At 62.0% G+C, this 25,477-nt stretch carries 28 protein-coding genes and 1 other RNA gene; 13 read left to right on the top strand and 16 right to left on the bottom strand.

Annotated elements, in window-relative coordinates; all coding sequences use genetic code 11:
• Positions 1-45 precede the first annotated feature (45 nt).
• The 3 genes from pyc (at position 46) to ACWTU7_RS21155 (ending at position 4,432) form a co-directional block, all read left to right on the top strand.
• Complete coding sequence (gene pyc / locus ACWTU7_RS21165; protein WP_455840163.1) at positions 46-3,504, top strand: pyruvate carboxylase; 3,459 nt, start codon at positions 46-48, stop codon at positions 3,502-3,504.
• 160 nt (positions 3,505-3,664) lie between these two features.
• Entirely contained in the window at positions 3,665-3,925 is a 261-nt protein-coding gene (locus tag ACWTU7_RS21160) for a DUF2312 domain-containing protein (protein ID WP_023800031.1), read from the top strand.
• Positions 3,926-3,976: 51 nt separating this feature from the next.
• Positions 3,977-4,432, top strand: coding sequence for a hypothetical protein (locus tag ACWTU7_RS21155; protein ID WP_455840164.1), 456 nt, complete (start codon positions 3,977-3,979; stop codon positions 4,430-4,432).
• 129 nt (positions 4,433-4,561) lie between these two features.
• Here ACWTU7_RS21155 and ACWTU7_RS21150 read toward each other — a convergent pair whose 3' ends face one another.
• Positions 4,562-5,071 carry an arsenate reductase ArsC gene (locus ACWTU7_RS21150; RefSeq protein WP_455840165.1) on the bottom strand — a complete coding sequence of 170 codons (510 nt, stop codon included), beginning with the start codon at positions 5,069-5,071 and terminating at the stop codon, positions 4,562-4,564.
• A 213-nt stretch (positions 5,072-5,284) separates the two neighbouring features.
• Here ACWTU7_RS21150 and ACWTU7_RS21145 point away from each other — a divergent pair, with 213 nt between their 5' ends.
• Positions 5,285-5,629: a hypothetical protein gene (locus tag ACWTU7_RS21145; RefSeq protein ID WP_455840166.1), complete on the top strand. Its 345-nt coding sequence runs from the start codon at positions 5,285-5,287 to the stop codon at positions 5,627-5,629.
• Between the two features lie 61 nt (positions 5,630-5,690).
• On the opposite strand, the gene msrB is transcribed toward ACWTU7_RS21145, so the two are convergent.
• The 5 genes from msrB to ACWTU7_RS21120 form a co-directional block, all read right to left on the bottom strand.
• A complete protein-coding gene (gene msrB / locus ACWTU7_RS21140; protein WP_027152870.1) occupies positions 5,691-6,095 on the bottom strand; it encodes a peptide-methionine (R)-S-oxide reductase MsrB in 405 nt (134 codons plus the stop codon).
• A 110-nt stretch (positions 6,096-6,205) separates the two neighbouring features.
• Positions 6,206-7,003, bottom strand: a complete 798-nt coding sequence (locus ACWTU7_RS21135) for an MBL fold metallo-hydrolase (protein WP_455840167.1) — start codon at positions 7,001-7,003, stop codon at positions 6,206-6,208.
• A 32-nt stretch (positions 7,004-7,035) separates the two neighbouring features.
• On the bottom strand, positions 7,036-8,226 hold the full coding sequence (locus ACWTU7_RS21130; RefSeq protein WP_455840168.1) for a vWA domain-containing protein: 1,191 nt from the start codon (positions 8,224-8,226) through the stop codon (positions 7,036-7,038).
• Between the two features lie 8 nt (positions 8,227-8,234).
• Complete coding sequence (locus tag ACWTU7_RS21125) at positions 8,235-8,681, bottom strand: GNAT family N-acetyltransferase (protein ID WP_029348943.1); 447 nt, start codon at positions 8,679-8,681, stop codon at positions 8,235-8,237.
• Positions 8,682-8,859: 178 nt separating this feature from the next.
• Complete coding sequence (locus tag ACWTU7_RS21120) at positions 8,860-9,699, bottom strand: AAA family ATPase (RefSeq protein ID WP_127208552.1); 840 nt, start codon at positions 9,697-9,699, stop codon at positions 8,860-8,862.
• Positions 9,700-9,880: 181 nt separating this feature from the next.
• On the opposite strand from ACWTU7_RS21120, the gene ssrS reads away from it, so the two are divergent.
• From ssrS to ACWTU7_RS21100, 4 genes are all read left to right on the top strand, one after another.
• Positions 9,881-10,036: non-coding RNA, 6S RNA (gene ssrS / locus ACWTU7_RS21115), on the top strand.
• 194 nt (positions 10,037-10,230) lie between these two features.
• Positions 10,231-10,818 (top strand): 5-formyltetrahydrofolate cyclo-ligase, encoded by a 588-nt coding sequence (locus ACWTU7_RS21110; RefSeq protein WP_455840169.1) that lies wholly within the window; start codon positions 10,231-10,233, stop codon positions 10,816-10,818.
• Positions 10,819-10,899: 81 nt separating this feature from the next.
• Positions 10,900-11,724: a TIGR00282 family metallophosphoesterase gene (locus ACWTU7_RS21105; RefSeq protein ID WP_455840170.1), complete on the top strand. Its 825-nt coding sequence runs from the start codon at positions 10,900-10,902 to the stop codon at positions 11,722-11,724.
• A gap of 71 nt (positions 11,725-11,795) precedes the next feature.
• Positions 11,796-12,560, top strand: coding sequence for a TerC family protein (locus ACWTU7_RS21100; protein ID WP_455840171.1), 765 nt, complete (start codon positions 11,796-11,798; stop codon positions 12,558-12,560).
• Between the two features lie 34 nt (positions 12,561-12,594).
• On the opposite strand, the gene ACWTU7_RS21095 is transcribed toward ACWTU7_RS21100, so the two are convergent.
• From ACWTU7_RS21095 to ACWTU7_RS21085, 3 genes are read right to left on the bottom strand one after another with little or no spacing between them, the layout of a single operon-like run.
• The gene (locus tag ACWTU7_RS21095) at positions 12,595-13,062 is read right to left on the bottom strand and encodes an SRPBCC family protein (RefSeq protein WP_455840172.1); all 468 of its coding nucleotides are present in this window, start codon (positions 13,060-13,062) and stop codon (positions 12,595-12,597) included.
• A gap of 49 nt (positions 13,063-13,111) precedes the next feature.
• Complete coding sequence (locus tag ACWTU7_RS21090; RefSeq protein ID WP_127208547.1) at positions 13,112-13,474, bottom strand: hypothetical protein; 363 nt, start codon at positions 13,472-13,474, stop codon at positions 13,112-13,114.
• Positions 13,475-13,490: 16 nt separating this feature from the next.
• The gene (locus ACWTU7_RS21085; RefSeq protein WP_455840173.1) at positions 13,491-13,973 is read right to left on the bottom strand and encodes an SRPBCC domain-containing protein; all 483 of its coding nucleotides are present in this window, start codon (positions 13,971-13,973) and stop codon (positions 13,491-13,493) included.
• 51 nt (positions 13,974-14,024) lie between these two features.
• Here ACWTU7_RS21085 and ACWTU7_RS21080 point away from each other — a divergent pair, with 51 nt between their 5' ends.
• The 3 genes from ACWTU7_RS21080 (at position 14,025) to ACWTU7_RS21070 (ending at position 15,736) form a co-directional block, all read left to right on the top strand.
• Positions 14,025-14,348 (top strand): ArsR/SmtB family transcription factor, encoded by a 324-nt coding sequence (locus ACWTU7_RS21080; RefSeq protein WP_029348930.1) that lies wholly within the window; start codon positions 14,025-14,027, stop codon positions 14,346-14,348.
• 220 nt (positions 14,349-14,568) lie between these two features.
• Positions 14,569-15,318 (top strand): YebC/PmpR family DNA-binding transcriptional regulator, encoded by a 750-nt coding sequence (locus tag ACWTU7_RS21075; protein ID WP_027152881.1) that lies wholly within the window; start codon positions 14,569-14,571, stop codon positions 15,316-15,318.
• A 106-nt stretch (positions 15,319-15,424) separates the two neighbouring features.
• Positions 15,425-15,736 (top strand): SelT/SelW/SelH family protein, encoded by a 312-nt coding sequence (locus ACWTU7_RS21070; protein WP_455840174.1) that lies wholly within the window; start codon positions 15,425-15,427, stop codon positions 15,734-15,736.
• 29 nt (positions 15,737-15,765) lie between these two features.
• Here the strand turns inward: ACWTU7_RS21070 and ACWTU7_RS21065 are convergent, their stop codons facing one another.
• On the bottom strand, positions 15,766-16,245 hold the full coding sequence (locus ACWTU7_RS21065; protein ID WP_455840175.1) for an anthrone oxygenase family protein: 480 nt from the start codon (positions 16,243-16,245) through the stop codon (positions 15,766-15,768).
• Position 16,246: 1 nt separating this feature from the next.
• Positions 16,247-17,080, bottom strand: a complete 834-nt coding sequence (locus ACWTU7_RS21060) for an NmrA family transcriptional regulator (protein WP_455840176.1) — start codon at positions 17,078-17,080, stop codon at positions 16,247-16,249.
• A 112-nt stretch (positions 17,081-17,192) separates the two neighbouring features.
• Here ACWTU7_RS21060 and ACWTU7_RS21055 point away from each other — a divergent pair, with 112 nt between their 5' ends.
• Positions 17,193-17,834 (top strand): TetR family transcriptional regulator, encoded by a 642-nt coding sequence (locus ACWTU7_RS21055; RefSeq protein ID WP_455840177.1) that lies wholly within the window; start codon positions 17,193-17,195, stop codon positions 17,832-17,834.
• Between the two features lie 9 nt (positions 17,835-17,843).
• Here ACWTU7_RS21055 and ACWTU7_RS21050 read toward each other — a convergent pair whose 3' ends face one another.
• Together ACWTU7_RS21050 and rpmE are read right to left on the bottom strand one after the other, a co-directional pair.
• Entirely contained in the window at positions 17,844-18,344 is a 501-nt protein-coding gene (locus ACWTU7_RS21050; RefSeq protein ID WP_455846539.1) for a hypothetical protein, read from the bottom strand.
• 104 nt (positions 18,345-18,448) lie between these two features.
• On the bottom strand, positions 18,449-18,670 hold the full coding sequence (gene rpmE / locus ACWTU7_RS21045; protein ID WP_065011237.1) for a 50S ribosomal protein L31: 222 nt from the start codon (positions 18,668-18,670) through the stop codon (positions 18,449-18,451).
• 202 nt (positions 18,671-18,872) lie between these two features.
• Here rpmE and ACWTU7_RS21040 point away from each other — a divergent pair, with 202 nt between their 5' ends.
• Positions 18,873-20,675, top strand: a complete 1,803-nt coding sequence (locus tag ACWTU7_RS21040; protein ID WP_455840179.1) for an ABC transporter transmembrane domain-containing protein — start codon at positions 18,873-18,875, stop codon at positions 20,673-20,675.
• A 15-nt stretch (positions 20,676-20,690) separates the two neighbouring features.
• On the opposite strand, the gene ACWTU7_RS21035 is transcribed toward ACWTU7_RS21040, so the two are convergent.
• The 3 genes from ACWTU7_RS21035 to ACWTU7_RS21025 form a co-directional block, all read right to left on the bottom strand.
• On the bottom strand, positions 20,691-22,646 hold the full coding sequence (locus ACWTU7_RS21035) for a DUF3857 domain-containing protein (protein ID WP_455846538.1): 1,956 nt from the start codon (positions 22,644-22,646) through the stop codon (positions 20,691-20,693).
• A gap of 210 nt (positions 22,647-22,856) precedes the next feature.
• Entirely contained in the window at positions 22,857-24,341 is a 1,485-nt protein-coding gene (locus tag ACWTU7_RS21030) for a carboxypeptidase M32 (RefSeq protein ID WP_455840181.1), read from the bottom strand.
• A gap of 197 nt (positions 24,342-24,538) precedes the next feature.
• Complete coding sequence (locus ACWTU7_RS21025; RefSeq protein ID WP_455840182.1) at positions 24,539-24,961, bottom strand: hypothetical protein; 423 nt, start codon at positions 24,959-24,961, stop codon at positions 24,539-24,541.
• Positions 24,962-25,477: the final 516 nt, after the last annotated feature.

Genomic DNA, 25,477 nt, shown 5'->3' with positions numbered 1-25,477 from the left:
ATCATGACGCCAGTTCCCTTCCCGTCAGCGTCCGGAGCCTTGTCCTTGGCCATCACGAAGATCCTTGTCGCCAACCGGTCCGAAATCGCCATCCGCGTCTTCCGCGCGGCCAACGAACTCGGCCTCAAAACCGTGGCGATCTGGGCCGAGGAAGACAAATACTCGCTGCACCGCTTCAAGGCCGACGAAAGCTACCAGGTCGGGCGCGGGCCGCATCTGACCAAGGATATGGGGCCGATCGAAAGCTATCTGTCGATCGAGGAAGTGATCCGCGTCGCCAGGCTTTCGGGCGCCGATGCCATCCATCCGGGCTATGGGCTGCTGTCGGAAAGCCCTGAATTCGCCGAAGCCTGCGCCAAGGCCGGCATTATTTTCATTGGACCGAAGCCGGATACGATGCGCAGGCTCGGCAACAAGGTCGCCGCACGCAACCTGGCGATCGAGGTCGGCGTGCCGGTAATTCCCGCCACCGATCCGTTGCCGGACGACATGGAGACGGTGAAGGCGCTCGCCAAGACGATCGGCTATCCGGTGATGCTGAAGGCATCGTGGGGCGGCGGCGGCCGCGGCATGCGCGCCATTCGCTCGGAAGCCGATCTCGCCCGAGAGGTGACGGAGGGCAAGCGCGAAGCGAAAGCCGCCTTCGGCAAGGACGAGGTCTATCTCGAAAAGCTGATCGAGCGCGCCCGCCATGTCGAGGTGCAGGTGCTGGGCGACACACACGGCAATGCCGTGCACCTGTTCGAGCGCGATTGCTCGATCCAGCGCCGCAACCAGAAGGTGGTCGAGCGCGCGCCGGCGCCGTATCTCGAAATGTCACGGCGCGAGGAACTCTGCGATTATGCTCTGAAGATCGGTCGCGAGACGAGCTATATCGGCGCCGGCACGGTCGAGTTCCTGCAGGATGCCGACACCGGCAAATTCTATTTCATCGAGGTCAACCCGCGCATCCAGGTCGAGCACACCGTCACCGAGCAGGTGACCGGCATCGACATCGTCAAGGCGCAGATCCACATTCTCGACGGTTTCGCCATCGGTACGCCGGAATCGGGTGTGCCGGCGCAGAAGGATATCAGGCTCAACGGCCACGCGCTGCAGTGCCGCATTACTACGGAAGATCCCGAGCACAATTTCATTCCCGACTATGGCCGCATCACCGCCTACCGCGGCGCCACCGGTTTCGGCATCCGCCTCGATGGCGGCACCGCCTATTCCGGCGCGGTCATCACCCGTTTTTACGACCCGCTGCTGGAGAAGGTGACGGCCTGGGCACCGACGCCGGCCGAAACCATCGCCCGCATGAACCGCGCGCTGCGCGAGTTCCGTATTCGCGGCGTGGCGACCAACCTCACCTTCCTCGAGGCGATCATCAATCATCCGAGTTTCGCCGATAATTCCTATACGACCAAGTTCATCGACACGACGCCGGAACTGTTCGCGAGCGTGAAGCGACAGGATCGCGCGACCAAGCTGCTCAACTACCTGGCCGATGTCAGCGTCAACGGCCATCCCGAGACGCGCGGCCGGCCGCAGCCGAAGGCGGATGCGGCGGCACCCATGGTGCCCTATCTCAACGGCAATGTGCCCGACGGCAGCAAGCAGAAGCTCGACGCACTTGGGCCGGAGAAATTCGCGGCCTGGATGCGCGCGCAAAAGCAAGTGCTCGTCACCGACACGACGATGCGCGACGGACACCAATCCCTGCTCGCGACGCGCGTGCGCACATATGACATCGCCGGCATTGCCGGCACCTATGCGCGCGCGCTGCCGCAGCTTTTGTCGCTGGAATGCTGGGGCGGAGCGACGTTCGACGTCGCCATGCGCTTCCTCACCGAAGACCCGTGGGAACGGCTGTCGCTGGTGCGCGAGGCAGCGCCCAATTTGTTGCTGCAGATGCTGTTGCGCGGCGCCAACGGCGTCGGCTACACCAACTATCCCGACAATGTCGTCGAGCATTTCGTCAAACAGGCCGCCGCCGGCGGCATCGACCTGTTTCGCGTCTTCGACTGTTTGAACTGGGTCGACAACATGCGCGTCGCCATGGACGCGGTCGGCGCCGAGGGCAAGCTGATCGAAGCGGCGATCTGCTATACCGGCGACATACTCGATCCGGCCCGAGCCAAATACGACCTCAAATACTATGTCACGCTGGCCAAGGAGTTGCAGGCGGCAGGCGCACATATCATCGCGGTCAAGGACATGGCCGGCCTCCTGAAGCCCGCGGCGGCACGAGTGCTGTTCAAGGCGCTGCGCGAGGCGACCGATCTGCCGATCCATTTCCACACGCACGACACGTCGGGCCTGTCGGCCGCGACGGTGCTGGCGGCAGTGGACAGCGGCGTCGACGCCATCGACGCGGCGATGGATTCCTTGTCCGGCAACACCTCGCAGCCTTGCCTGGGCTCGATCATCGAAGCGCTGAAGGGCACCGAGCGGGATCCGGGTCTCGATCCGCAATGGATCAGGAACATCTCGTTCTACTGGGAGGCGGTGCGCAACCAGTATGCCGCCTTCGAGAGCGACCTGAAGGGGCCGGCTTCGGAAGTCTACCTGCACGAAATGCCAGGCGGGCAGTTCACCAATCTCAAGGAACAGGCGCGCTCGCTCGGTCTGGAGACACGCTGGCACGAAGTGGCACAGACCTATCACGACGTCAATCTGATGTTCGGTGACATCGTCAAGGTGACACCGTCGTCCAAGGTTGTCGGCGACATGGCGCTGATGATGGTAAGCCAGGACCTGACGGTTGCCGATGTCGAAAATCCGGCCAGGGATATCGCCTTCCCGGATTCAGTGGTGTCGATGCTGCGCGGCGATCTCGGCCAGTCGCCCGGCGGTTGGCCGGAGGCACTGCAGAAGAAGGTGCTTAAGGGCGACAGGCCAATCACGGCCCGGCCTGGCTCCCTGCTGAAGCCGGCCAATCTCAAGGCCAGCCGCAAGGAGATCGAAGACAAGCTCGAGCGCAAGCTCAGCGAATTCGAATTCGCCTCATGGCTGATGTACCCGAAGGTTTTCTCCGACTTTACCGCAGCCCAGGAAACCTACGGGCCGGTCAGCGTGCTGCCGACGCCGACTTATTTCTACGGCATGAAGCCGGAAGACGAGATCTTTGTCGACATCGAGAAGGGCAAGACGCTGGTGGTGCGCTGCCTGGCCATCGGCGATGTCGACGAGAAGGGCATGGTCACCGTGTTCTTCGAGCTCAACGGCCAGCCGCGCCGGGTCAAAGTGCCGGACCGCGCGCATGGCGCTTCCGCCGCCAAGGCGCGGCGCAAGGCTGAACCGGGCAACGAGGCGCATGTCGGCGCGCCGATGCCCGGCGTCGTCTCAGCGCTTGCCGTTGCCGCCGGCCAGGCGGTCAAGGCCGGCGACGTGCTGCTGTCGATCGAGGCGATGAAGATGGAAACGGCATTGCATGCCGAGCGCGACGGCACAATCGCCGAAGTGCTGGTCAAGGCCGGCGATCAGATCGACGCCAAGGATCTGCTGATCGCATTCGGATGAGACAGAAATGTTGCCCAGGCAGAGTTGTCTGCGTATGGCGGCAGCCCTCCATGCCGCATCGATAACAGCTTGACCGGTCGCCCCCGGTCGGGCATCGAACCGCTGCAAATTCGCCGCGACAGTTCCTGAGTCGCGGCATGGAAAACGACGCGGAGAAAAAATGGCCGACGATATCACCGAAACCAGCCAGACTGTTGCCGCCGGCCAGCTGCGAGCCTTCATCGAGCGCATCGAGCGGCTCGAGGAAGAGAAGAAGACGATCGCCGACGACATCAAGGAAGTGTTCGCCGAGGCCAAAGGCACCGGCTTCGACACCAAGGCGATGCGGTCGATCATCCGGCTGCGCAAAAAGGATCAGGCCGAGCGGCAAGAGGAGGAAACCATCCTCGACCTCTACAAAGCCGCTCTCGGCATGGTGTAAGGCTGGTAACAGCCCTGGGCGCCGGTTGCGGCGCCCTCAACGGGTCGAACCATGAGCGAATTCGACTTTGGCGTCCGCCGCGCCTCTGAATTCCGCCAACGCGGCTTCTGGACGCTGTTCGCGGAACGGCATCCGGAAGAAAGGGCTCTGATGGCGCGACGCGGACCCTGGTTCTGGCAGCGCGGGCTGCCAGACTTCGCCTTGGTCCTTTCCATGTATGTCGCGCCGGCGCAGAACCATGTCGGCGTCTTCTTCGGCCGCAACGAGAAGTTCGGTGCCACGGAAGCCTGGTCGCGGTTGAAGCCGTTCCAGCCGGCGATCGAAGACAGGTTGAAGCTCAGGCCTGAACAGAGTTGCGAGGGCCTCGGCATCAATTCGTTGTGGCGGGTGAACTGCTTTGCCGAGGACAATTGGCCGGCCATGGCTGACTGGCTGGTGACGGAAGCATCGCGCTTCGAGCGCGCCGTTGCCGAGGTTCTCGGCGACTGTGGCGAAGCCGGTTCGTGAATTCGCCTGCCTGTCGGCGGCTTGGGCCTAAAGCGCGTCGCGTCTGAAGCGATTCGTGCGACGCGCTTTAGTTTTGTTTTTATGCATGTCGTTACCCCAAAACCGCTGCGCACTTTTGGGCGACATGCATTAGTTCGGCTTCGCCGTATCCCGGCCGATCGCATCGAGATGCTGTTGCAGCGCCAGATGGTCGAGTGCATCCACCCGCAGATTGGTGAACAGCGAAATGCGGTTGTTGAGCATGCGATAGGCATCGGCAAAGGCAAGGTGCAGTTCGGCTTCGGAGCCGTCCGCCTTGGCTGGGTCCGGTATAGACCAGAGCGCGGTCATCGGATGACCCGCCCAGATCGGACAAGATTCGTTTGCGGTGCTGTCGCAAAGCGTGAAGATGAAGTTCATTTCCGGCGCGTCCGGCTCGGCAAACTCGTCCCAGCCTTTCGAACGGGCGAAGCTCGTATCGTAATTGAGGCTTTCGAGCAGCTGCAGTGCGAAGGGATTGACCTCGCCCTTCGGCTGCGAACCGGCGGAAAAGGCCTTGAACCTGCCGGCACCGATCCGATTGAGGATGGCTTCCGCCATGATGGATCGCGCCGAATTGGCGTTGCAAAGAAACAGCACGTTGTAGACATTATCGCTCATCTCAAGACCTCCCTGTCAGGCGACTGGATGATGGAGGCGGCAAATTCCGGTAAGGTACCCTTGCCGAGATGCCGACAAGGGCGACGTAGAAAGGTTTCACGACCGTTTGATGACAATCTCTCAGATCATACGCTTGCGTGCCGATGATCGAGTTGCGTTGACAGGCTTGCCGCTTTGGACATCTCTGCTATCGAATGAGAGAAAGCCGCATCGATGAGTGCGCCAGAGACCTTCGAAGGCGAAGACGGCGAGGCAGGCCGTGCGGCGGGTTTCTTCCGCTCGCGCTGGCAAGGCACGGCCCCGCTCGATCGGCTGTTCTGGCGCGATCTTGTCCTTGTCGGCACGGCGATCAACATCGCAGTGTCGGTGCTGGCGCTCATCCTCCTCGGGCTGAAGCTGCCGCTCGCTCTCGTTCTGGCGGTGCATTTCGCGCCGGTGCCGTACAATTTCTTTCTGACTTTTGCGGTGTGGCGGACCGCCGAAAAATCCGGTGGCGTCAAGGCTTCGCTGATGACGCTGGGGGCTGCGCTGTGGCTGATCCTGGTGGTGGTGATCTGACAGGAAAGTGCTGCCCGGCAAAGGGCGGCCGCAGCCGTCCTTTCCCACCCTCGAATTCCTATCAGGCGGCCGGCTCGAATTTCAGCGCGACGCCATTGATACAATAGCGCAGGCCGGTCGGCGGCGGGCCGTCCTCGAAGACATGGCCAAGATGGCTGCCGCAGCGGGCGCAATGGCATTCGGTGCGAACCATGCCATAGCTGCGGTCGACGGTCGTCTCGACCGAACCGGGCACCGGATCGTTGAAGCTCGGCCACCCGGTGCCGCTCTCGAACTTCAGCTTGGATTCGAACAAAGGCTGGTCGCAGCCGACACAGGAAAAGGTGCCGGCGCGCTTCTCGTGAAGCAGGGCGCAGCTGCCCGGCCGCTCGGTGCCGTGGTTGCGCATCACCGCATATTGCTCCGGCGTCAGCCGGGCGCGCCATTCGGCATCGGTGCGGGTTACGGGGTAGGTGTGACTATCCATTTTTGCCTCTTAGCTCATGCCGCTATTGGGGTTGTCTTCCCCCAGTTCGCCTAAAATAGGCATTTGTTACGGCGTTTGCCGGTATTTCCGATCCTGCCGCGAAGAATTCCTCAGGCGATCGCCGCGAGATACCGCGCAACCGACGCTGCAAATGCCGTCTTTGCATCTCCGATGACGTTCTGGTTCCACCATGCGCCGTAGATATGGTCGAACGCGAAAGGCTTCAGCGCAGCCTCGATGCCGAGCACTTTCGCCGCATTGAGCGGGATGTAGTTGGGGTAGCTGTACATAAAGCTGACATGGCGGCGAGTCGGCGTCACCTGCAAGATGTCGCCGGCCAGGATGGCGTCGACGCCCTCGCGTTTCCAGTGCAGCACCTGGCCACCGGCAAAGTGACCGCCGCAACGGATAAGTGTCAGCGCGGGGCTTAGGACGCGGGTGTCACCCTCCCAACTGACAACAGCCGGATGCGGCCGCATGATCCACTTGCGATCATCGGCGTGCAGGTAGATCGGCACGCCGCCAAACGCCTCGCTCCACTCGACCATTGCCGAATAATAATGGCAGTGCGAAATGGCGATCGCGGCCAGGCCGCCCCGTCGGTTGATTTCGGCCACCGCCTCGTCGCTGACCATCGAGATGCAGTCCCACAGGACATTGCCATACGCCGTTTGCGCCAGCAGCGCCCGCTGACCGATGGCGAAGCGCGGCTCGATGCCGAAGGCGAGCACGCCGGCATCGTCCTTGATCACGATCCGATGCCCGGCGGCGAGCTCTTCCGGCGTGATCCAGGCCTGGCCCTCCCAGCGCACATATTGCCGCTCGTCCTCGCAGATCGGGCAATGGTCCGGCGGCGCGGCTGCTGCCGGGAACTGGACGCCACATTGCAGGCAGAGGAAACAGGTCATCGGCCTTCCAGTCTTGCTTGCCGGAAATCCATTCAGTGCTTCCTTGAAAGTTGCTTCGTCGCGGCTTCGAGCCCGGCGAGCGTCAGCGGAACCATGCGGCCGCCAAAGATATCGCGGATCATGGCGATCGAATGGGTGAAACCCCAGTTCTTCTGGTTTTCCGGGTTGAGCCATACCGCGTTCGGCCATTGCTGCAGCAGGCGGCCGAGCCAGACGACGCCGGCCTCCGGATTCCAGTGCTCGACCGAGCCGCCGGGATGCGCGATCTCGTAAGGGCTCATCGAAGCATCGCCGACGACGATCACCTTGTAGTCCGGGCCGTATTTGTGGAGAAGGTCGAAGGTCGGGATCACCTCCGCATGGCGGCGGCGATTGTCCTTCCAAACGCCTTCGTAAAGGCAGTTGTGGAAGTAAAAGTATTCGAGCTGGCGGAATTCGGCACGGGCAGCCGAAAACAGCTCCTCGACGCTTTTGATGTGGTCGTCCATCGAACCGCCGACGTCGAAGAACATCAGCAGCTTCACGGCATTGCGTCGCTCAGGTCGCGTCTGCACGTCGAGATAGCCATGTTCGGCCGTGGCGTGGATGGTGCCGGGCAGGTCGAACTCCTCCTCGGCGCCTTCGCGCACCCAGCGGCGCAGCCGCTTCAGCGCGACCTTGATGTTGCGGGTGCCGAGTTCGACGGCATCGTCGAAATTCCTGAACTCGCGCTTGTCCCAGACTTTGACCGCGCGGCGGTTGCGGCTTTCATGCTGGCCGATGCGAACGCCTTCGGGATTGTAGCCGTAGGCGCCGAAGGGTGAGGTGCCGCCGGTGCCGATCCATTTCGAACCGCCCTGGTGGCGGCCCTTCTGTTCCTCCAGCCGCTTCTTCAGCGTTTCCATCAGCTTTTCGAAACCGCCGAGCGCTTCGACCAGCTTGTTCTCCTCATCGGTCAGGTGCTTTTCGGCGAGCCGGCGCAGCCATTCCTCCGGAATGTTTTCGACATCGACCGCGTTTTCGCCAGCCAGCGCTTCGACGCCCTTGAAAAAGTGCGAAAAGACCTGATCGAAACGGTCGATGTGGCGCTCGTCCTTCACCAGTGCTGAGCGGGCGAGATAGTAAAATCCCTCGACGTCATAGTCGACCAGCCCCGCCTCCAACCCCTCAAGCAGCCATAGATATTCTCGGAGCGAGACCGGAACCCGCGCAGCCTTCAGTTCGAGGAAGAAGGGGATGAACATCGCACTGCCTATAGCAGATCATACTCGATGAAGCCGGTCCGCCGCGCCACGTGGTCGTAGAGCTTGCGCGCTGTGGTGTTGGTTTCGTGGGTCATCCAGTAGACGTTCTTGACGCCGACCTTGCCGGCTTCCTGCTTGACCGCTTCGATCAGGGCGGCGCCGACGCCCTTGCCGCGCACATCCGGGTCGGCGAACAGGTCCTGCAGATAGCAATTGTTCATCTGCGACCAGCAGGAGCGATGATAGAGATAGTGCGTCAGGCCGACCGCCTTGCCGTCGAGGGTGGCGATGAACCCCTTCGGTTCGAACTCACCCGCCGTGAACAGGCGCTTCCAGGTGACGGCGTAGACCTCCTCCGGCAGTCTGGTTTCGTAGAAGGTGAGGTAGGCAGTCCACAGACGCTGCCAGTCGGCGTGGTCGGATTGTGCCAGTGGGCGGACGGTAATCCCGGTCATTTCATTTCCCTTCCGAAGCTTTATGCCTAGGCTGCCTCGGTGCCCGGCCGGCGGCAACGGTCCAGCAACGGGAAAGCGCTGTCCGACGCCTATGGCCGGCCCTCCGCCATGGCTCCGGGCGTTCGTCGCGCCAAAAGCCAAATCGTTGGCTTTTCGTCGGCCTTTGGCCGATCGCTCCTCACCCCTGCCTTCTCGCCATAAATGCCAGGCGCTCGAACAAATGCACGTCCTGTTCGTTCTTCAAAAGCGCACCATGCAATTTCGGCAGCGCATTCTTCGGATCGGCGCGCAGATCCTCGGGCGCGATGTCATCGGCGACCAAGAGCCTGATCCAATCGAGCGCCTCGGAGGTCGACGGCTTCTTCTTCAGGCCAGGCACGTCGCGGATTTCGTAGAACTGGGTCAATGCGGCGCGCACCAGGTTCTGCTTGATGCCGGGATAGTGCACGTCGACTATCCTGTGCAGCGTCTCGACGTCGGGGAAGCGGATATAGTGGAAGAAGCAGCGGCGCAGGAAGGCGTCCGGCAGTTCCTTCTCGTTGTTGGAGGTGATGATGACGATCGGGCGCACGGCGGCGCGGATCGTTTCGCCGGTCTCGTAGACGAAGAACTCCATCCTATCGAGTTCCTGCAACAGGTCGTTGGGGAACTCGATATCTGCCTTGTCGATCTCGTCGATCAGAAGCACGACCTTCTTGCCTGCGGCGAAGGCGTCCCACAGCTTGCCGCGGTTGATATAGTTCCTGATGTCGTTGAAGCGCTCGTCGCCGAGCTGGCTGTCGCGCAGCCGCGAGACGGCGTCATACTCGTAGAGGCCCTGCTGCGCCCTTGTCGTCGACTTGACGTGCCATTCGATCAGCTCGAGGCCGAGCGCCGCCGCCACTTGCCTGGCCAGCTCGGTCTTGCCGGTGCCGGGCTCGCCCTTGACCAGCAATGGCCGCTCCAGCGCGATCGCCGCATTGACCGCCACCATCAGATCCTTGTCGGCGACATAGGCCGCCGTGCCTTCGAAACGCATTCTTGCTCCTCGGTTTTGATGGGCAACCGTAAGGAGACAGTCCAGCCTGTGCAAGGCATCGCGGCGAGGCGCGGTGAAACCTTGTGTCGCGCAGGTCCCAGGCAGGGCTTTGTGACGAATTGAGCCGGCGAACATGGCCATCTCTCTGGCGCTTGGTCGATCGTCAGCCTATATTGGTCGTGACGGTCTGCGCTTCCCGGCAGGAGAACATTTTCCCCGGGGCCTTAATGATCCCTAGGGAGCTGTCCCTGGGAAGACCCGTGGGTTTTCTCATACGGCGCCCACCTACTTTGTAGGTTCCCGGGATCGCTCTCTCCACCGGTTGTGTGGATCGTCACCCATAAAAAAGGCCATATTTGGCGGATTTTGTCGTCGCACCGCTTTGTGCGGTGCTCACGAACGAAAAGTTCGCTCCGCTGACCTCATTTCGCATGATCTTTTCACCGAACCGCTGACACTTCGGTGGATCATGCGGTAGAAAACGTCGCTCCTAAAACTCCATCCAAAGCTGATCTTTTCTACCGTCCGCGCATGACAGCCTCGAAAGACCTGAAAAGACATTTGCGACGCGAAGCACTCGGGCGCCGCGACGCGCTCGATCCATTCTGGCGGGTGGAGGCAGCGCTCGAAATGGCCGAGACGGCGCGGGACAGCATTGCGATAGAGCCTGGCCAGATCGTCTCCGGCTTCTGGCCGATGCGCTCGGAAGTCGATATCCGGCCGCTGATGTTCGCCTTGCGCGAAAAGGGAGCAAGGCTTTGCCTGCCGGCGATCCTCGACAAGACCACCATCGTCTTTCGCGAACTGGTGCGTGGCGCACCGATGGTCGACATGGGGTTCGGCACCGTCGGACCGCATGAGGAGGCGGAGGTGCTCGATCCCCAGGTGATGCTCGTGCCGCTCGCGGCTTTCGACGCGCGCGGCCACCGGATCGGCTACGGCGCCGGTTATTACGACCGCGCGATTGCGCGGCTGGTCGACAAGGGGCAACCGCCGCGGCTGATCGGCATTGCTTTCGACTGCCAGGAGGTGGCGCTAGTGCCGGACGAGCCGCATGACGTGATCATCTCGGAAATACTCACCGAGAACGGGTTGCGCCGGTTCGCGCCGAAATTGTAGATAAGTTCCTGGACGCATGGTCTTTTCCGAAAGTCATGCAGCTTTTTGCTTCGCTGACCTTCGGTTCGGGATCATGCTTATATGAGACTTCTCTTCCTCGGCGATATGGTCGGCAAGACGGGACGCACGGCGGTGTGGGAACAACTGCCCGGCCTGATCTCGGATTTCAAACTCGACTTCGTCATCGTCAATGGCGAGAACGCCGCCGGCGGCTTCGGCATCACCGAAGAGATCTTTCGCGAGACGATCTCGGCGGGCGCCGACGTCGTCACCACCGGCAACCATGTCTGGGACCAGCGCGACGCGCTGGTTTTCGCACCGCGCGAGGAGCGGTTCCTGCGCCCGTCCAATTTCCCCAAGGGCACGCCGGGGCGCGGCTCCGGCGTCTACATCGCCAGGAATGGCGCACGCGTTCTGGTCGCCAACATCATGGGCCGGGTGTTCATGCATCCCGAACTCGACGACCCGTTCCAGGCCGGTGAACGCGAGCTTGCCGCCTGCCCGCTCGGCGAGCAGGCCGATGCGGTGGTCATCGATTTCCATGCCGAGGCGACCTCCGAAAAAATGTGCTTTGCGCATTTCGTCGACGGCCGCGCCAGTCTCGTCGTCGGCACCCACACGCACCAGCCGACCGGCGACCACCAGATTCTCAATGGCGGCACCGGCTATATTTCCGACGCCGGCATGTGCGGCGACTATGATTCATCGCTCGGCATGGATAAGGAGGAGCCGCTCAACCGGTTTCTGTCTAAGGTGCCGAAAGGACGCTTCGAGGCGGCGACCGGCCCGGCGACATTGTGCGGCGTCGGTGTCGACATTTCGGATCGCAGCGGCCTGACCGAGCGGATTGCGCCGTTTCGCCGCGGACCGCGGCTCGAGGAAACCGCGCCATCTTTCTGGTCGTGACATTGATATCAACGCCTGCGATACCTAACTGCCGGCGACACTGCTCTAGATCGTAAGAGGGGACGACCTCCATGCAGCTCATCGAATTCCTGGCGCCGCATTTCGCCTTTGTCTCCGATCCGACCGCGTGGGTCGCGTTGCTGACGCTGATCGTGCTGGAGGTCGTGCTCGGCATCGACAATCTGATCTTCATCTCGATCCTGACCAACAAATTGCCGGAGGCACAAAGGGCCCGCGCCCGGCGGCTCGGCATTTCCGCCGCGCTGATCATGCGGCTGGTGCTGCTTGCCACCATCTCGATCATCGTCCAGTTGACGGCGCCGGTATTCACCGCTTTCGGCCATGGCTTTTCCTGGCGCGATCTGATCCTGATCGCCGGCGGCCTATTCCTCGTCTGGAAAGCGACCAAGGAGATACACCACACGGTCGATCTCGAGGATCACCAGGACACGATGATGGGCGAGACGCTGCAGCTTTCGATGGCCGGCGCCATCTTCCAGATCCTGCTGCTCGACCTGGTCTTCTCGATCGATTCGATCATCACTGCGGTCGGCATGACCGACGAGATCGCCATCATGTACATCGCCGTTATCGTGGCAGTCACCGTGATGATGCTGGCGGCCGCGCCGCTCGCCAACTTCATCGCCAAGAACCCGAGCATCGTCATGCTGGCGCTGAGTTTCCTGCTGATGATCGGCATGACGCTGATCGCCGACGGCATGGGCTTCCATGTGCCGAAGGGCTACATCTACGCCGCCATGGGTTTTTCCGCCCTTGTCGAGGGCCTCAACATGCTGGCGCGACGTCGCAGAAAGGCAAAGGCCGGCGGGCACTAAGGTTGGCGCGCCGGTCTGGCGAAGCCGGTGCGTTCTAAGTCGCCGGAACACCCTTCGGATGACGGTCGCCGATCAGGCCAAGCGTCAGCCCTCGCTCCAGCCACGCCTTGGCGCCGGCGAGCACGAGCGCGAAGCCATCGGTCGAGCCGATCGCCTGCTTGACCTGTTCATCGGGGCTGCCGGCAAAACCGAAATTGCGAACCTCGACAAAGGTCGTGCCGCCCGGCATCTCGGTAAAAGTCCAGACCACCGTGGTCGGCGGATCGCTCCATTGTATGACGATCTTTTCGTTCCTGACGATCTCGCTGACCGTGACCGGCGCCGAGACGTCATACATGCGCCATTCCCAGCGAACCTCCTTGCCGCTGTCGAGCCTGTCGCTGCCATGAGTGAACCAGAATTTCCGGGTGATCGCCGGATCGACGATGGCTTCGAACACCTCTGCGACCGGCCGCCGGATCAGCATGCCGGCTTCGGCGGTAGGTGTCTCGCGGATTTCCATGTCGTCCTCCTTCTCAAGTCGATGCCGCCCCTGTCGCCAGGCGTCGGGGTCACCAGGCGTCGGGTTCGCGCACCAGGTGGATAATATTGGCCGGATTGGTGATCCAGCCGCCGCGGAAATCTTCGCCGAGCGCCTCGATGGCGTCGCAGCGCACGACGCCGGCCTTGGCGAGATGATCGGCTGCGGCCGGAAAATCATCGGTGAACAGCTCCAGCCAGACCTCGGCCTGGCTCAGCATCGGCGCCTCATCAATCCACAGGCGATTGGGGCCGAGCTCGAAACCAACAGCCGGCGCTTTGGCTGTGAACGGCTTCAGCCCGACGACATCCCGATAGAAGGCGATCGTGTCCTGATATTGGTGGGGCGGCACTTTCATGGCGATGTTGATGCCGCCGGTGATCTTCGCAGTCATTCTTTCCTCCGTCTTTTCAGATATTGTCTTCACTGGCCGGTTCGCCCTTCATCTCGCTGCGGTAATAGCCGTCGCGCAAGTTGATCCCGTATTCGACATAGGCCTTCATGCAGGCCAGCATCTGCGACCAGCCCTCGCAATTGAGATAGGACTTCTTCAGGCCGACCGCGTCCTCGTGCCAGCCGGCCTCGGCGATGGTGACGAAGGTGCCGCCGTCGTCCAGCGGCTCGAAATTCATCTCGACGCGCGTCTTGTAAGCCGGCTTGCCGTCGGCGTCGGTGGCATCCCAGCGCAGCACGATGCGGTTGTTTTTCTCCACCTCGTCGACCTCGACCGGGACCTTGCCCCACCAGACGACCTTGGCGCCGGCCACCAGCGGGGCGCTGGCGCCGCCGATGGTGGTAAAATAGCCGCTGAGCTTCTTCGGATTGACGACCGCATCGAAGACTTCGGCGACCGGTTTGCCGATGCGGCCCGAAACCCTGAATCCAAGAGACATATCCACAGCTCCTTCCTTGATCAGATCGGTATTATGTTATAAAAATATAACATGTCAAGCAAAGCGCAGGACGACAATGTTTTCAAGGCGCTGGCACATCCGCGCCGGCGTGCGCTGCTGGACGAGCTGAAGGACGCGCCGCGCACCACCGGCATGCTGTGCGATGCCTTTCCCGACATGGACCGCTGCACCGTCATGCTGCATCTGAAAGTGCTGGAGGAAGCCGACCTGGTCGTAGCGCGGCGCGAGGGGCGCGAACGCTGGAATCATCTCAATGCGCTGCCGATCAAGCAGATCCACGACCGCTGGATCAGTCAGTACGCCACGCATGCGATCAGCATTCTCGACCGGCTGAAGTCCGATCTGGAGGGGTGAATGGCCGCAGGAATGCAGCTGGCAGGCACGTTGCGCGCCATCCTTACGGCGCGGCTGGACGAATTGAGCCGATTTATCTATAAGCCGGCCATTCCGAGATAGAGCGCCGTACGTCCATCCGGACGCACCAGGAACGTTCTGAAATTTTGACTTCGGAGCATTTTGGCCAAAGGCGAGATCTCGCTGCAGGATGCTCTGCCAAGAAGACGACAGGGGTGCCATGGCTGGCCATTCACAGTTCAAGAACATCATGCACCGCAAGGGCCGCCAGGACGCGGTGCGGTCGAAAATGTTTTCCAAGCTGGCGCGCGAAATAACCGTCGCCGCCAAGAGCGGCACGCCGGATCCGTCGATGAACCCGCGCCTGCGCTTGGCCGTGCAGAACGCCAAAGCGGTGTCGATGCCGAAGGACAATATCCAGCGCGCCATCAACAAGGCGTCGATGGGCGACGCCGAGACTTACGAAGCCGTGCGCTACGAAGGCTACGGGCCGGGCGGCGTTGCGCTGATCGTCGAGGCGCTGACCGACAACCGCAACCGCTCGGCGTCGAATGTGCGCGCCGCCTTCACCAAGGCCGGTGGGGCGATGGGCGAAACCGGCTCGGTGTCGTTCATGTGGGACCGTGTCGGCGAGATCTTCTATCCGGCGTCAGTCGGCAGTGCCGAGAAGGTCATGGACGCGGCGATCGAAGCCGGTGCCGACGACGTCCAGTCGGACGAGGACGGGCACACGATCTATTGCGCCTTCGAGAACCTCGGCGAAGTGTCAAAGGCGCTGGAAGGCGCGCTCGGCGAGGCTGAATCAGTGAAGCCGATCTGGAAGCCGCAAACCAACATCGCGGTCGACGAGGAGCGGGCACAATCGCTGATGAAGCTGGTCGCGACGCTTGAGGACGATGACGACGTGCAGAGTGTCTACGCCAATTTCGAGGTCGACGACGAGACCATGGCGAAGCTGAGCGCCGCATGAGCACAGCTCAGCCCAGACATGAGCGAGCTCAGCCCGAAGACATGAGCAAAGCTCAGTCCGAAGACATGAGCAAAGCTCAGTCTGACATGAGCGAGCTCAGTCCGAGATGACCCCACAGGCGCTGCCTCAGGTCCGCATCACCTATTGCACGCAGTGCCAGTGGCTGCTGCGGGCCGGCTGGATGGCGCAGGAGCTGCTCTCGACTTTCGGAACGGATCTGGGCGAGGTCACGCTGGTGCCGGGCACCGGCGGTATTTTCACCATTTCCTGCAACGACACGCTGGTCTGGGACCGCAAGCGCGACGGCGGCTTTCCCGACGCTGCAAGGCTTAAGGAACTGGTTCGGGACGTGATCGATCCGGATCGCCATCTCGGTCATGCCGATCGTAAGGGCCACAACTCGAAAGACCCTGCCTGACGCAAGGTCTTTTAGATTTCTGGCCTCATTCACCGCCACGCCACGATGAAGCAGCCCAGCGCCACGATGGCGGTAATGGTGCGGACGTGGTTCCACATCACCCAGTCCCTGAGATAGGTGGCCCACACGGCGGCGCCGTTGGCGCTTGCCGGATCGACGGCGGCCAGCGCGTTGTTGAGCGGCACGTTGAAGATCATGGTCACGATCAGGTTGCCGACGACATAGATCAGAGCGCCGGCGAGAAACCAGAACGAACCCGGCTGATTCCAGCCGAGAATGGCGCCGACAACGAGGACGAGGCAGACCAGTCCGGTGCCGAAAAGCGCGGTCATGAACATCGGCGTCACCGCAGTGACGTTGATCGAATTCATGGCGGCGATGCCGCCCGCGGCAGGCATGCGGGCGAGGCCCGGCATGACGAAGCTGGAAAAGGCGAAGAAGACACCAGCGACGACGCCCGAGCCGAGCGCGGCTACGAAGGTTAGGATAGGGAGCAGTTTCATGATCATGTCAGTTGCTCCAGATGCCCGTAGCGGCGGTTTCGATTGCGTAGGCGGAGAAGTCCCTTGGCGCTCGGCCGAGCACGCGCTCGACGCCGTCGGCCAGCGCCTCGTTGCGGCCGTCGAGCACCTCGGTGAACAGTTCGTTGAGCAGCCAGGCAAACTCGGCCGGCAGCGCGTGCGCGGCGATTGCGGCGGCGAACTCGGCATGCGAAATCTGCTTGAAGCCGATGTTGCGGCCAGCTGCCTTGCCGATCTCGGCGACCGCCTCGGCGAAGCTCAGCAGCCGCGGCCCGGTCAGCTCGTAAAGCTGGCCGATATGACCTTTCCGGGTAAGCACCGTAACGGCGGCGTCGGCAATGTCCTCGGCGTCGACGAACGGTTCTCCGACATTGCCGACCGGTAGTGCCACTTCACCTGCAAGCAGCGGATCGAGCAAAAAACTCTCGCTGAAGTTCTGGGCAAACCAGGCGCAGCGCAGGACCGTCCAGTCGGCGCCTGAGGCTTTCAGCATCTCTTCGGCGCGCTGGGCTTCGGTTTCGCCACGCCCCGACAGCAGCACCAGCCGGCGCACACCGCGCTCCACGGCAAGGTTGGCGAATGCGCCGACCGCTTCGGCGGCACCCGGCACCGCAAGATCGGGATAGTAGCTGATGTAGACGGCCCCGACACCATCAAGCGCGGGTTCCCAGGTCGTGTTGTTTTCCCAGTCGAAGGGCGGCGTGCCCGAGCGCGAGCCAATCCGCACTGGCAGGCCCTGCGCCGTCAGCCGGTCTGCGAGACGACGGCCGGTCTTGCCGGTGCCGCCGAGGATTAAAGTCGGTTTCCGTACTGTGTCGATCATGGGTGATTTCCTTTGTTCACAAACATGAGTAATCCTCACATTTGCAAAACGTGATAAACCCTCGTATTTTGCGAGTCAAGCCAATTTGTTGATCATTCGCTTGGAGACAGTGATGGAAGGCTCGACCGTATCGGGTTCACAGGATGGCCAGATCGCCTCGCCGCGCCGGGCGCCAAGCCAGCAACGCAGCCGCGAACGGGTCGAACGGATGCTGGCCGCCGCCTCCGCTTTGATCGCCGAGCAAGGCAGCGATGCCATGCGCATGGGCGAAGTGGCGGAACGGGCCGGCGTGTCGATCGGCTCGCTCTACCAGTTCTTTCCGGACAAGCGGGCGATCATCTGGGCGCTGGCCGAGCGCTACACCGCTGAAAGCCAGGCCTGCATCTCCGCAGCACTTGCGGAGGTTAGCGACGCGGAAGGGCTGCGGCGGGCGTTTTCGGAGCTGGTGGATATCTATTACGGGCTGTTCCTGGCGGAGCCGGTGATGCGTGACATCTGGTCGGGCACACAGGCCGACAAGGCGCTGCGCGAACTCGAGCTTGCCGACAGCCGGGCCAACGCCGAATTCCTCAGGGCGGTGCTAAAACGGCTGCGGCCTGCCGCCGATCCGGCGGTGCTGGAAACGACGGCGTTTCTCATCTGGCAGATGGGCGAGGCCACCATGCGGCTGGCAATCTCGGTCGGGCGGCAAGAAGGCGACGACCTGGTCGCCGCCTATAAGCGGATGGCGCTGCGCGAACTGGTCGGCGAATAGAGCCGGAGACTACCGGCCGAAATAATCCCGTAGCATTTCCGTGCGCTCATCTTCCGCGCACATCGCCATGCGGCCGAGGCTGAACCGGCCTCTATGAAGGGCGACAACGGCCAATGCGCAGTTTACGGTCGGGTCGTCCGCCGAAACTGCCAGATCCCGCAAGGCCAATTCGAAAAGGATCTGCCACGCAGTTTTGTAGTGTGGTTCGATCCAATCGGGAACCGGCGGGTTCCGGTCGTAGGCCAATCGCGCTTCTTCGATCGTCGCGGCCAGACCGTAAGCTCCCCAATATACTGGAGTTTGGCCTTCGGAGATGCGAGCCAGTTCCACAACCGCGGCGTAAGATGCGTCTCCAACATCGCCCTGATGATGCAGTTCGTTCCAGAGCTCGTCCCAGACCGACTTGTCATCGTAGTGAACGGCCAGCCTTCGCAAGGCCGGTCGTGGATCATAAACGACCTTGTATCCGCCCGTGAGGCCGGACCATCGTTCATCGTTGAATGCCATCATGTCGCCGCCCTTCGCCAACCAGTCGACCCTCCTGTGCCGGGTGGCTCCAGTCAACAAAAAACCCGCCACGAGGGCGGGTTCTTGATCTGCGAAAAGTCTGCGGCTTAGAGGCCGAAACCTTCGAAACGCTTCTTGAACTTCGACAAGCGGCCGCCGCGGTCGAGCAGGGTCTGCTGGCCGCCCGTCCAGGCCGGATGGGTGGTCGGGTCGATGTCGAGGTTCATCGTGTCGCCCTCCTTGCCCCAGGTCGAACGGGTCATGTATTCGGTGCCGTCGGTCATGACGATCTTGATGGTGTGGTAGTCGGGATGGATGTCGGTCTTCATTGTGCTATTCCTGGTTCGCCGGCGCTGCTGACGGGCATAAGCCTGCGTCGATGCGCCCCTTTTTAAAACTCGAAGCCGCAGCTATTGAGGAGCTACGGCTTTTAAAAACGGTCGGCGAGCCTATACATCAGCCGGAATTGAATCACAAGGCCGCGACAAGCGCATATTAAGGCGCATACAAAAAGAGCCAGAGGAAACGGTCATGGCGCACACCAGCGGCGATGCAGACGAGCGTAGGCGCTCGCTCAAGCCGCTGCGGCGCCTGTTCCCCTATATCACCCGCTACCGGAAGATGGTCATTGGCGCGGTCGTCTCGCTGACCGTAGCGGCGGCGACGACGCTGGCGCTGCCGCTGGCCGTGCGGCGCATGATCGACCACGGCTTTTCAGCTTCCGATTCCAGTTTCATCGCCGAGTATTTCGCCATGCTGGTGGTGATGGCTGCCTTGCTCGCCGCGGCGTCGGCCAGCCGCTACTATTTCGTCATCACGCTGGGCGAGCGCGTCGTCGCCGACATCCGCAGCGACGTGTTCCGCCATGTCACGACGCTGTCGCCGTCTTTCTTCGACACCGCCCAGTCGGGCGAGATTGTGTCGCGGCTCGCCGCCGACACGACGCAGGTCAAGTCGGCGGTCGGTGCCACCGCTTCGGTGGCGCTGCGCAATGTCATCCTGGGGCTCGGCGCCGTGGCGATGATGGTCTTCACCAGCCCGAAACTGTCGGGCCTCGTCATTGCCGCTATCCCGGTGATCGTGCTGCCGCTGGTCGCCTTCGGCCGCTCGGTGCGGCGCAAATCGCGGCTGGCGCAGGACACGCTGGCCGACGCGACGGCCTATGCCAGCGAGCAGATCGGCGCGGTGCGCACGCTGCAGGCCTTCACCAACGAGAAACTGGTCACCGGGAATTTTTCATCTGCCGTGGATGCCGCGTTCGAGGCGGCGCGATCTTCGATCTTTGCCCGATCTTTCCTCACCTTCTTCGCCATCTTCATGATCTTTTCCTCGGTGGTGGCGGTGCTGTGGTTCGGATCGCGCGACGTGCTTGGCGGCACGCTGTCGCCGGGCACGCTCGGCCAATTCCTGCTCTATTCTGTGTTCGCCGCCGGCGCGCTCGGTGCGCTGTCGGAAGTGTGGGGCGAGCTTGCCCAGGCGGCGGGTGCTGCCGAACGGCTGACCGAGATCCTGGCCGAGAAGCCCGCGATCCAAGCCCCCGCGCATCCGAAACTGCTGCCGGCGACGGCCAGAGGCGCAATAAGTTTCGACGACGTATCCTTCTCCTATCCGGCTGGGCCCGACCGCGCCGCCGTCCACGGTCTGAGTTTCCAGGTCAAGCCCGGCGAGACGGTGGCGATCGTCGGCCCGTCGGGCGCCGGCAAGAGCACCGTCTTTTCGCTGCTTCTGCGCTTCTATGACCCCGAGATCGGCAAGATCATGATCGACGGCGTTAATGTGCGCGAGGCCGATCCCGTCGCCATACGAGAGCGCATCGCCATTGTGCCGCAGGATGTCACCATCTTCGCGGCCAGCGCGCGTGACAATATCGGCTTCGGCCGTCCGGACGCCAGCCAGGCCGAGATCGAGGCGGCGGCCAAGGATGCGCTTGCCGACGAGTTCATCCTGAAGCTCGAGAAAGGCTATGACAGCGAGGTCGGCGAGCGCGGCGTGACGCTGTCCGGCGGCCAGCGCCAGCGCGTGGCGATTGCCCGCGCGATTCTGCGGGATGCGCCGATCCTTCTGCTCGACGAGGCGACCTCGGCACTCGACGCCGAAAGCGAGACGCTGGTGCAGACGGCGCTGGAGCGGCTGATGCAGGGCCGCACCACCATCGTTATCGCCCACCGGCTGGCGACGGTTCTGAAGGCCGACCGGATCCTGGTCATGGATGGCGGCTGCATCGTCGAGGAAGGCACCCATCAAAGCCTCGTTGCCAAGGGCGGCATCTATGCGCGGCTGGCCAAGCTGCAGTTCGAAACCGGGTCGAATGCTTTCAGAGGTGCCGCGGAGTAGATCCTTCCACTGGCGTCAGTTCGCTTCGGCGTCCGAATAGGCGAAATTGTAGTTCCAAGCCGAGTTGTCGTTGATCTTCTTGAGGGATTTCAAATAAGGGCCGATACTCTTGGCGGGAATCCGGTCATTGAGAGTCTTGAGAAACCAGTCGACCTGAAATTCGGTGGAGGTGCTCGTCCAACGAGCCTTGAATGCAACGTAGGGCGTAATCACGTCGTCATTGTCCTCGGGGCCTACGAAGTGGGCCTTCAAATTTCTGACGGTGCACCGGTGTCGTCGAAAGATCGGGCTGCCTAGCCAGATTGGCGCGCTCCTTTCGAGGAGGTCGGGCTCCGGCAAATATCTGATGCCGACATCCGATTTCAGAGCAAAGTCCTTGGAGAGGTTATCGGCATCGAGATCGCCTGCCGAGAGATCGTAGGATTCGGTTACCGAAACCAGATTCTTGTCGCGGCTGTCGTTCGTCACCAGCGGCCCCAGGCTTTTCATTCCGGGATACTGGCGATTGTAATATTTGAGATAATCGTCCGCGATCCTTGCCGCCGATTGCGAGACAAGCTTATAGCGCATGCTATCGGCATCTGCGCCCCAATAGGTCGTGGTGACGGTCAGTTTGAGCGGCTCGCCTTTGCGTTTGGGGAAATCGAATACCTCATTCACAAAGGTGGTCGGCTGGTAGAGCTCCTTTCGTTCTATCTTTTCCATTCCCGCGTTGTCGGCGACAATGGGCAGAGCAAAGCCGTAGTCGGGCGGTATAAGATTATCTGCCCTGCCTCCCTGCAGATAGTTGGTCGCGTCTATCCAGTAGGTCTGGCTGTCGATGGCGACCTTCACGATAACATGGTCAAACGCCCTTATCGTCGGGAGTATCGTGGCGAGAGCAAGCCCTTCGTCAAGATCGGTGAGAGCCACGTCCGCGTGCATTCCCAGTCGCCGCAGGCTGGAGGCGAGAAGCAGCGCCTTGTCCTTGCAATCTCCGAAGCCGCTTGCCACCACGGTCGTCGGGCTGCGCGGGATATAGGAACCACGGCCCATGGACAGGCTGACATAGCGGATGTTGTCCTGGACCAACCGCATCGCCTCGATCATCCTGTCTTCTGGCGCATCGTATTTCGCGGCAATGGCATCGAGCTTCGCTGCGAAATCTGCCGGCAGTTCCTGGTCGAGCCGATAGTACGGAAGAACCGTGTCGACGATATCTTGCCATTTAGACGTCGAAGAGATTTCGATGGATGGGTATGTGAGAAAGTCTGGCGGCAGATATTCCTGCGATTTCACCGGCGTCGGGTTGGCGCTTTGCCAAAGATAGGTCGTCGTTTCTCCGGTAGACTGGACATCCGGGCGTATGTCCGTCCTGACCTGTCGGACATTCAGGGGCTGCACCGTTGGCCACGTCACTCTTTTGCGGATCAAAGCGATTGGTTCGTCCCAGGCCACGGCAAAGGAATGGAAAAGAAGATCCGTGCCGATAATCGGAGTTCTGACCGTGGTCTTGCCATAATCGATGATGTCTCCGACCCGGACATCGTTGAGGTTCAGGTAAGCGGTCAGCCAACCATCGAAGAGGCCCTTCTCCGCATCTCTCTCGCGCCGAAACACGTCGAAATCAGCATCGGAAAGGTGCTTGATCACCACGCCGTCACGAATGATGTCGATCCAGTTCACGGTGACCTCGGACGTCGCAGGATCGAATTCAAAACTTATGCTGGCGCCGCGTTCCAGGCCGGTGCGGTCGACGATCTTGTAGGCATAGCGGTCGAAGACCTCCAATCCGCCGGGACGCTTCCGGATCTGATAATCCGACAGCAGGTTGGATATGCCGTTCTTGATCTGGCTGTCGAATTGCGGATCGGCCTTGGGAAGCGCGACTGGCTCGATCCAGTCGCCAACGCTGCCCTTGTGCACGTTCGTACCGGCCATGGCCGGCCAGCAGACCGTGCAAATGACAATCAACACGGTGAGTCTTGCCAATATAGTAAGTCTTGCGGCCACTGTTGTCGCCGCCTGAAAGTGCCTCGCCCGCCCCATGCCCTGCACGTCCCCAGATACAGTCGAATGCCACTAGTGATAGAAAAGTAAATTGCGTCCTGCAAGGCAGGGTGGCTCGGCTAGGACCGAGAATGGTGAATCATCTTCGAGAACCCCAATGACCGGTCAGGATGGATGGGAGGGGGTGCCGTCCTATGCGCCGTAGCGCTTCTTCAGGTGATCGGTGAAATGCGCGGCGTTGAGTTTCTCGCTGGTGGCGCGTTCGAGCAGGTCGGGCGTCGACCAGCGCGAACCTTGCGACCAGATCCTTTCACGGCGCCAGTCGTTGATCGCCGCGAAATTTCCCGTGGCGAGGTCTTCGTCGGCCGAAGGATGGTCTCTGGTCAGCGCCGCCCATTGCTGCGCCGCCATCATTGCGCCCAGCGTATAGGACGGGAAATAGCCGAAGGCGGCACCCGGCCAGTGCACGTCCTGCATCGGCCCGTCGGCCGGGTTGTCGATGGTCGACAGGCCGAGATAGTCGCGCATCTTGGCGTCCCAAGCCTCGGGCAGGTCGGCGGCCTCCAGCCGCTCCGAGACAAGCTCCTGCTCCAGCTCGTAGCGCAGGATGACGTGCAGCGGATATGTGACCTCGTCGGCGTCGACGCGGATCAGCCCGCGCTCGACCCTATGAACATGCGGCAGGATGTCGTCGATCGACCAGGTCTCGCCCAGGTGCCGTTCGACCACCGGCAGCGCCCAGCGCCAGAATTCGGGGTTGCGGCCGATCTGCTTTTCGACGAACAGGCTCTGGCTTTCATGCACGGCCATGCCGCGCGCTTTGCCAAGCGGCCAGTGCGCCCATGCGTTCGGCAGGTTCTGTTCGTAAAGCGCATGGCCGGTCTCGTGCAGCACTCCCATCAGTGCCGACAGGAAGTCGGAGGTCTTGTAGCGGGTGGTGATGCGCACGTCGCTCGGCACGCCGCCACAGAACGGATGATGCGAAACCGAAAGCGAGCCGTGGGTGAGGTCGAAGCCGACCGCCGCCATCATGGCGAGGCCAAGCTCGCGCTGCTTTTCGATCGCGTAGCTGCCCGAAAGCGGCTTCAGAGGGTTTCTCGCCAGCCGCTCTTCCTGCACGGCCAGTGCCTCCGGTACGAAATCCCTAAGGAAGGTCTTCAGCTCGGCGAAGACCGGAGTGATGTCGGCGGCGCGGTTGCCGGGATCGTACTGCTCCATCAGCGCGTCGTAGGGATCGAGGCCGAGCACGTCGGCGCGAAGTGCTGCTTCCTCGCGCACTAGCGCCACGACGCCTTCGAGCGCCGGCAAAAATCCTGCCCAGTCGTTTTTCGCCCGCAGGTCGCGCCAGAGCTGCTCGGAGCGCATGCGCGCGGTCGTTTGGCGCTCGACGAATTCAACCGGCAGGCAGGTCAGGTTGGTATACTGCCGCCGGAACTCCTTGACCGCTGCCTGCTGTTCTTCGTTCAGCGTTTCCTGCTCGGCCGCAGCGATCCAGTCGGCGATCTCCGGCGCGGTCGCTTTGGCGTGATGCATGCCGGCCAGCGCCGACATCGCCTCGGCGCGCTTTTCGCCGCCGCCCACGGCCATATGGGTCGCCTCGTCGGCGCCGAGAATGGCGAGCGCATGCTCCAGCGCTTCGAGCTTGTGACCGAGGTCGTCGAGTTTTTGAAAGGACATGGCAGGTTCCGCTGAATTTGAAGGCGGGAAAAGATACCAATGTGCGGGCATTGGCAACCCTGAAGGCCGTTCTGCGACGGGCGCTTTGATCGCCCCAAACCGCGCCGCACGTCCCAAAGGACGCGCGGCACCGTAGTGAAAGAAGACGCCCGCGGGGCAAAAGCTCCGAGGGCTCCGGGCAGTCCCTTCCTCAATGATCAGCCGTTTGGATTTCCGCCATCGGTGTTGTCGCCGATATTGAAGGCGTTACCGGTGTCGAACAGCAGCGCCTGGTCGACATTGTCGAGCCGGCGCAACAACTGCCGGTATTGCGCGCCCGGTATCCTGCCATGATCCGCAGTAGCCACTTTTTCGGCGGCCTGGCTGATACGGGCTGCCCGCATGTGCAGCCTTTGCGCCTCGGCCGGCGTGATCGTGTTCTCCTGCCTCGCGTCCGCGATGCCCTTGTCCACCCCCTGAACCTGATCGATCAAGCCTGTCACGCGTGGACCGGAGAAAACGGTCGGCGTCGCCTCGTCGAGGGCGCCTTTGTGATGTCCGGCGGCATAGGCGCCAGCGAACGGAACAGCGATGAGAGATGCGGTGAGGGTTGCAATCCTGAGAGTCTTGAAAGAGCGCATAGCGGCGTCTCCTTATCAGGGAAGGCGGCGGCTTGGTCGCTCCGCCTTCCGGTCCCGGGCCGTCCGGTTCCGTCGCGTCGCGATGAGGGAGGCATCGCCGGCGGTTCTCGGTCTTGCAACGAAGCTAGGAGCGGGCCGCGGCAAAGTGTAATTAAAAAAAGATAATCTTTTCAGGGCTTGCCGGCCGCGAACCGGCGCCCTAGCCGGCACCGCAATCACCGCCCGGGCCTGGCGGGGCCGTCTCTTGATCGCCGCGGACGCGGACGCCAAGGGCCAGTCTGAGAAGAACCACAAAGGCGGAACGAACGACGGCGTCTCAAGCGCCAATCCTCGCGTGATATCCGGAGAGGATGCCGGCGACGCCACGTTTCCGCACAAGCGGAAAAAGTAGAACGCCGCATGAGCGACGCAGAGAGTGGCCAGTGCGGTGCTCAGCATCGCACAGCTGAGGCAGAGCGCTACCTAGTGCGGCGAGGATGGCGGAGCGGCACTAGGCGCGCGCGCCGTAGCTCATCA

The organism is Mesorhizobium sp. BHscii (assembly GCF_053848065.1).
Note: the sequence above shows the minus strand (reverse complement) of the source record. Positions and strands in the feature narration are given on the sequence as shown.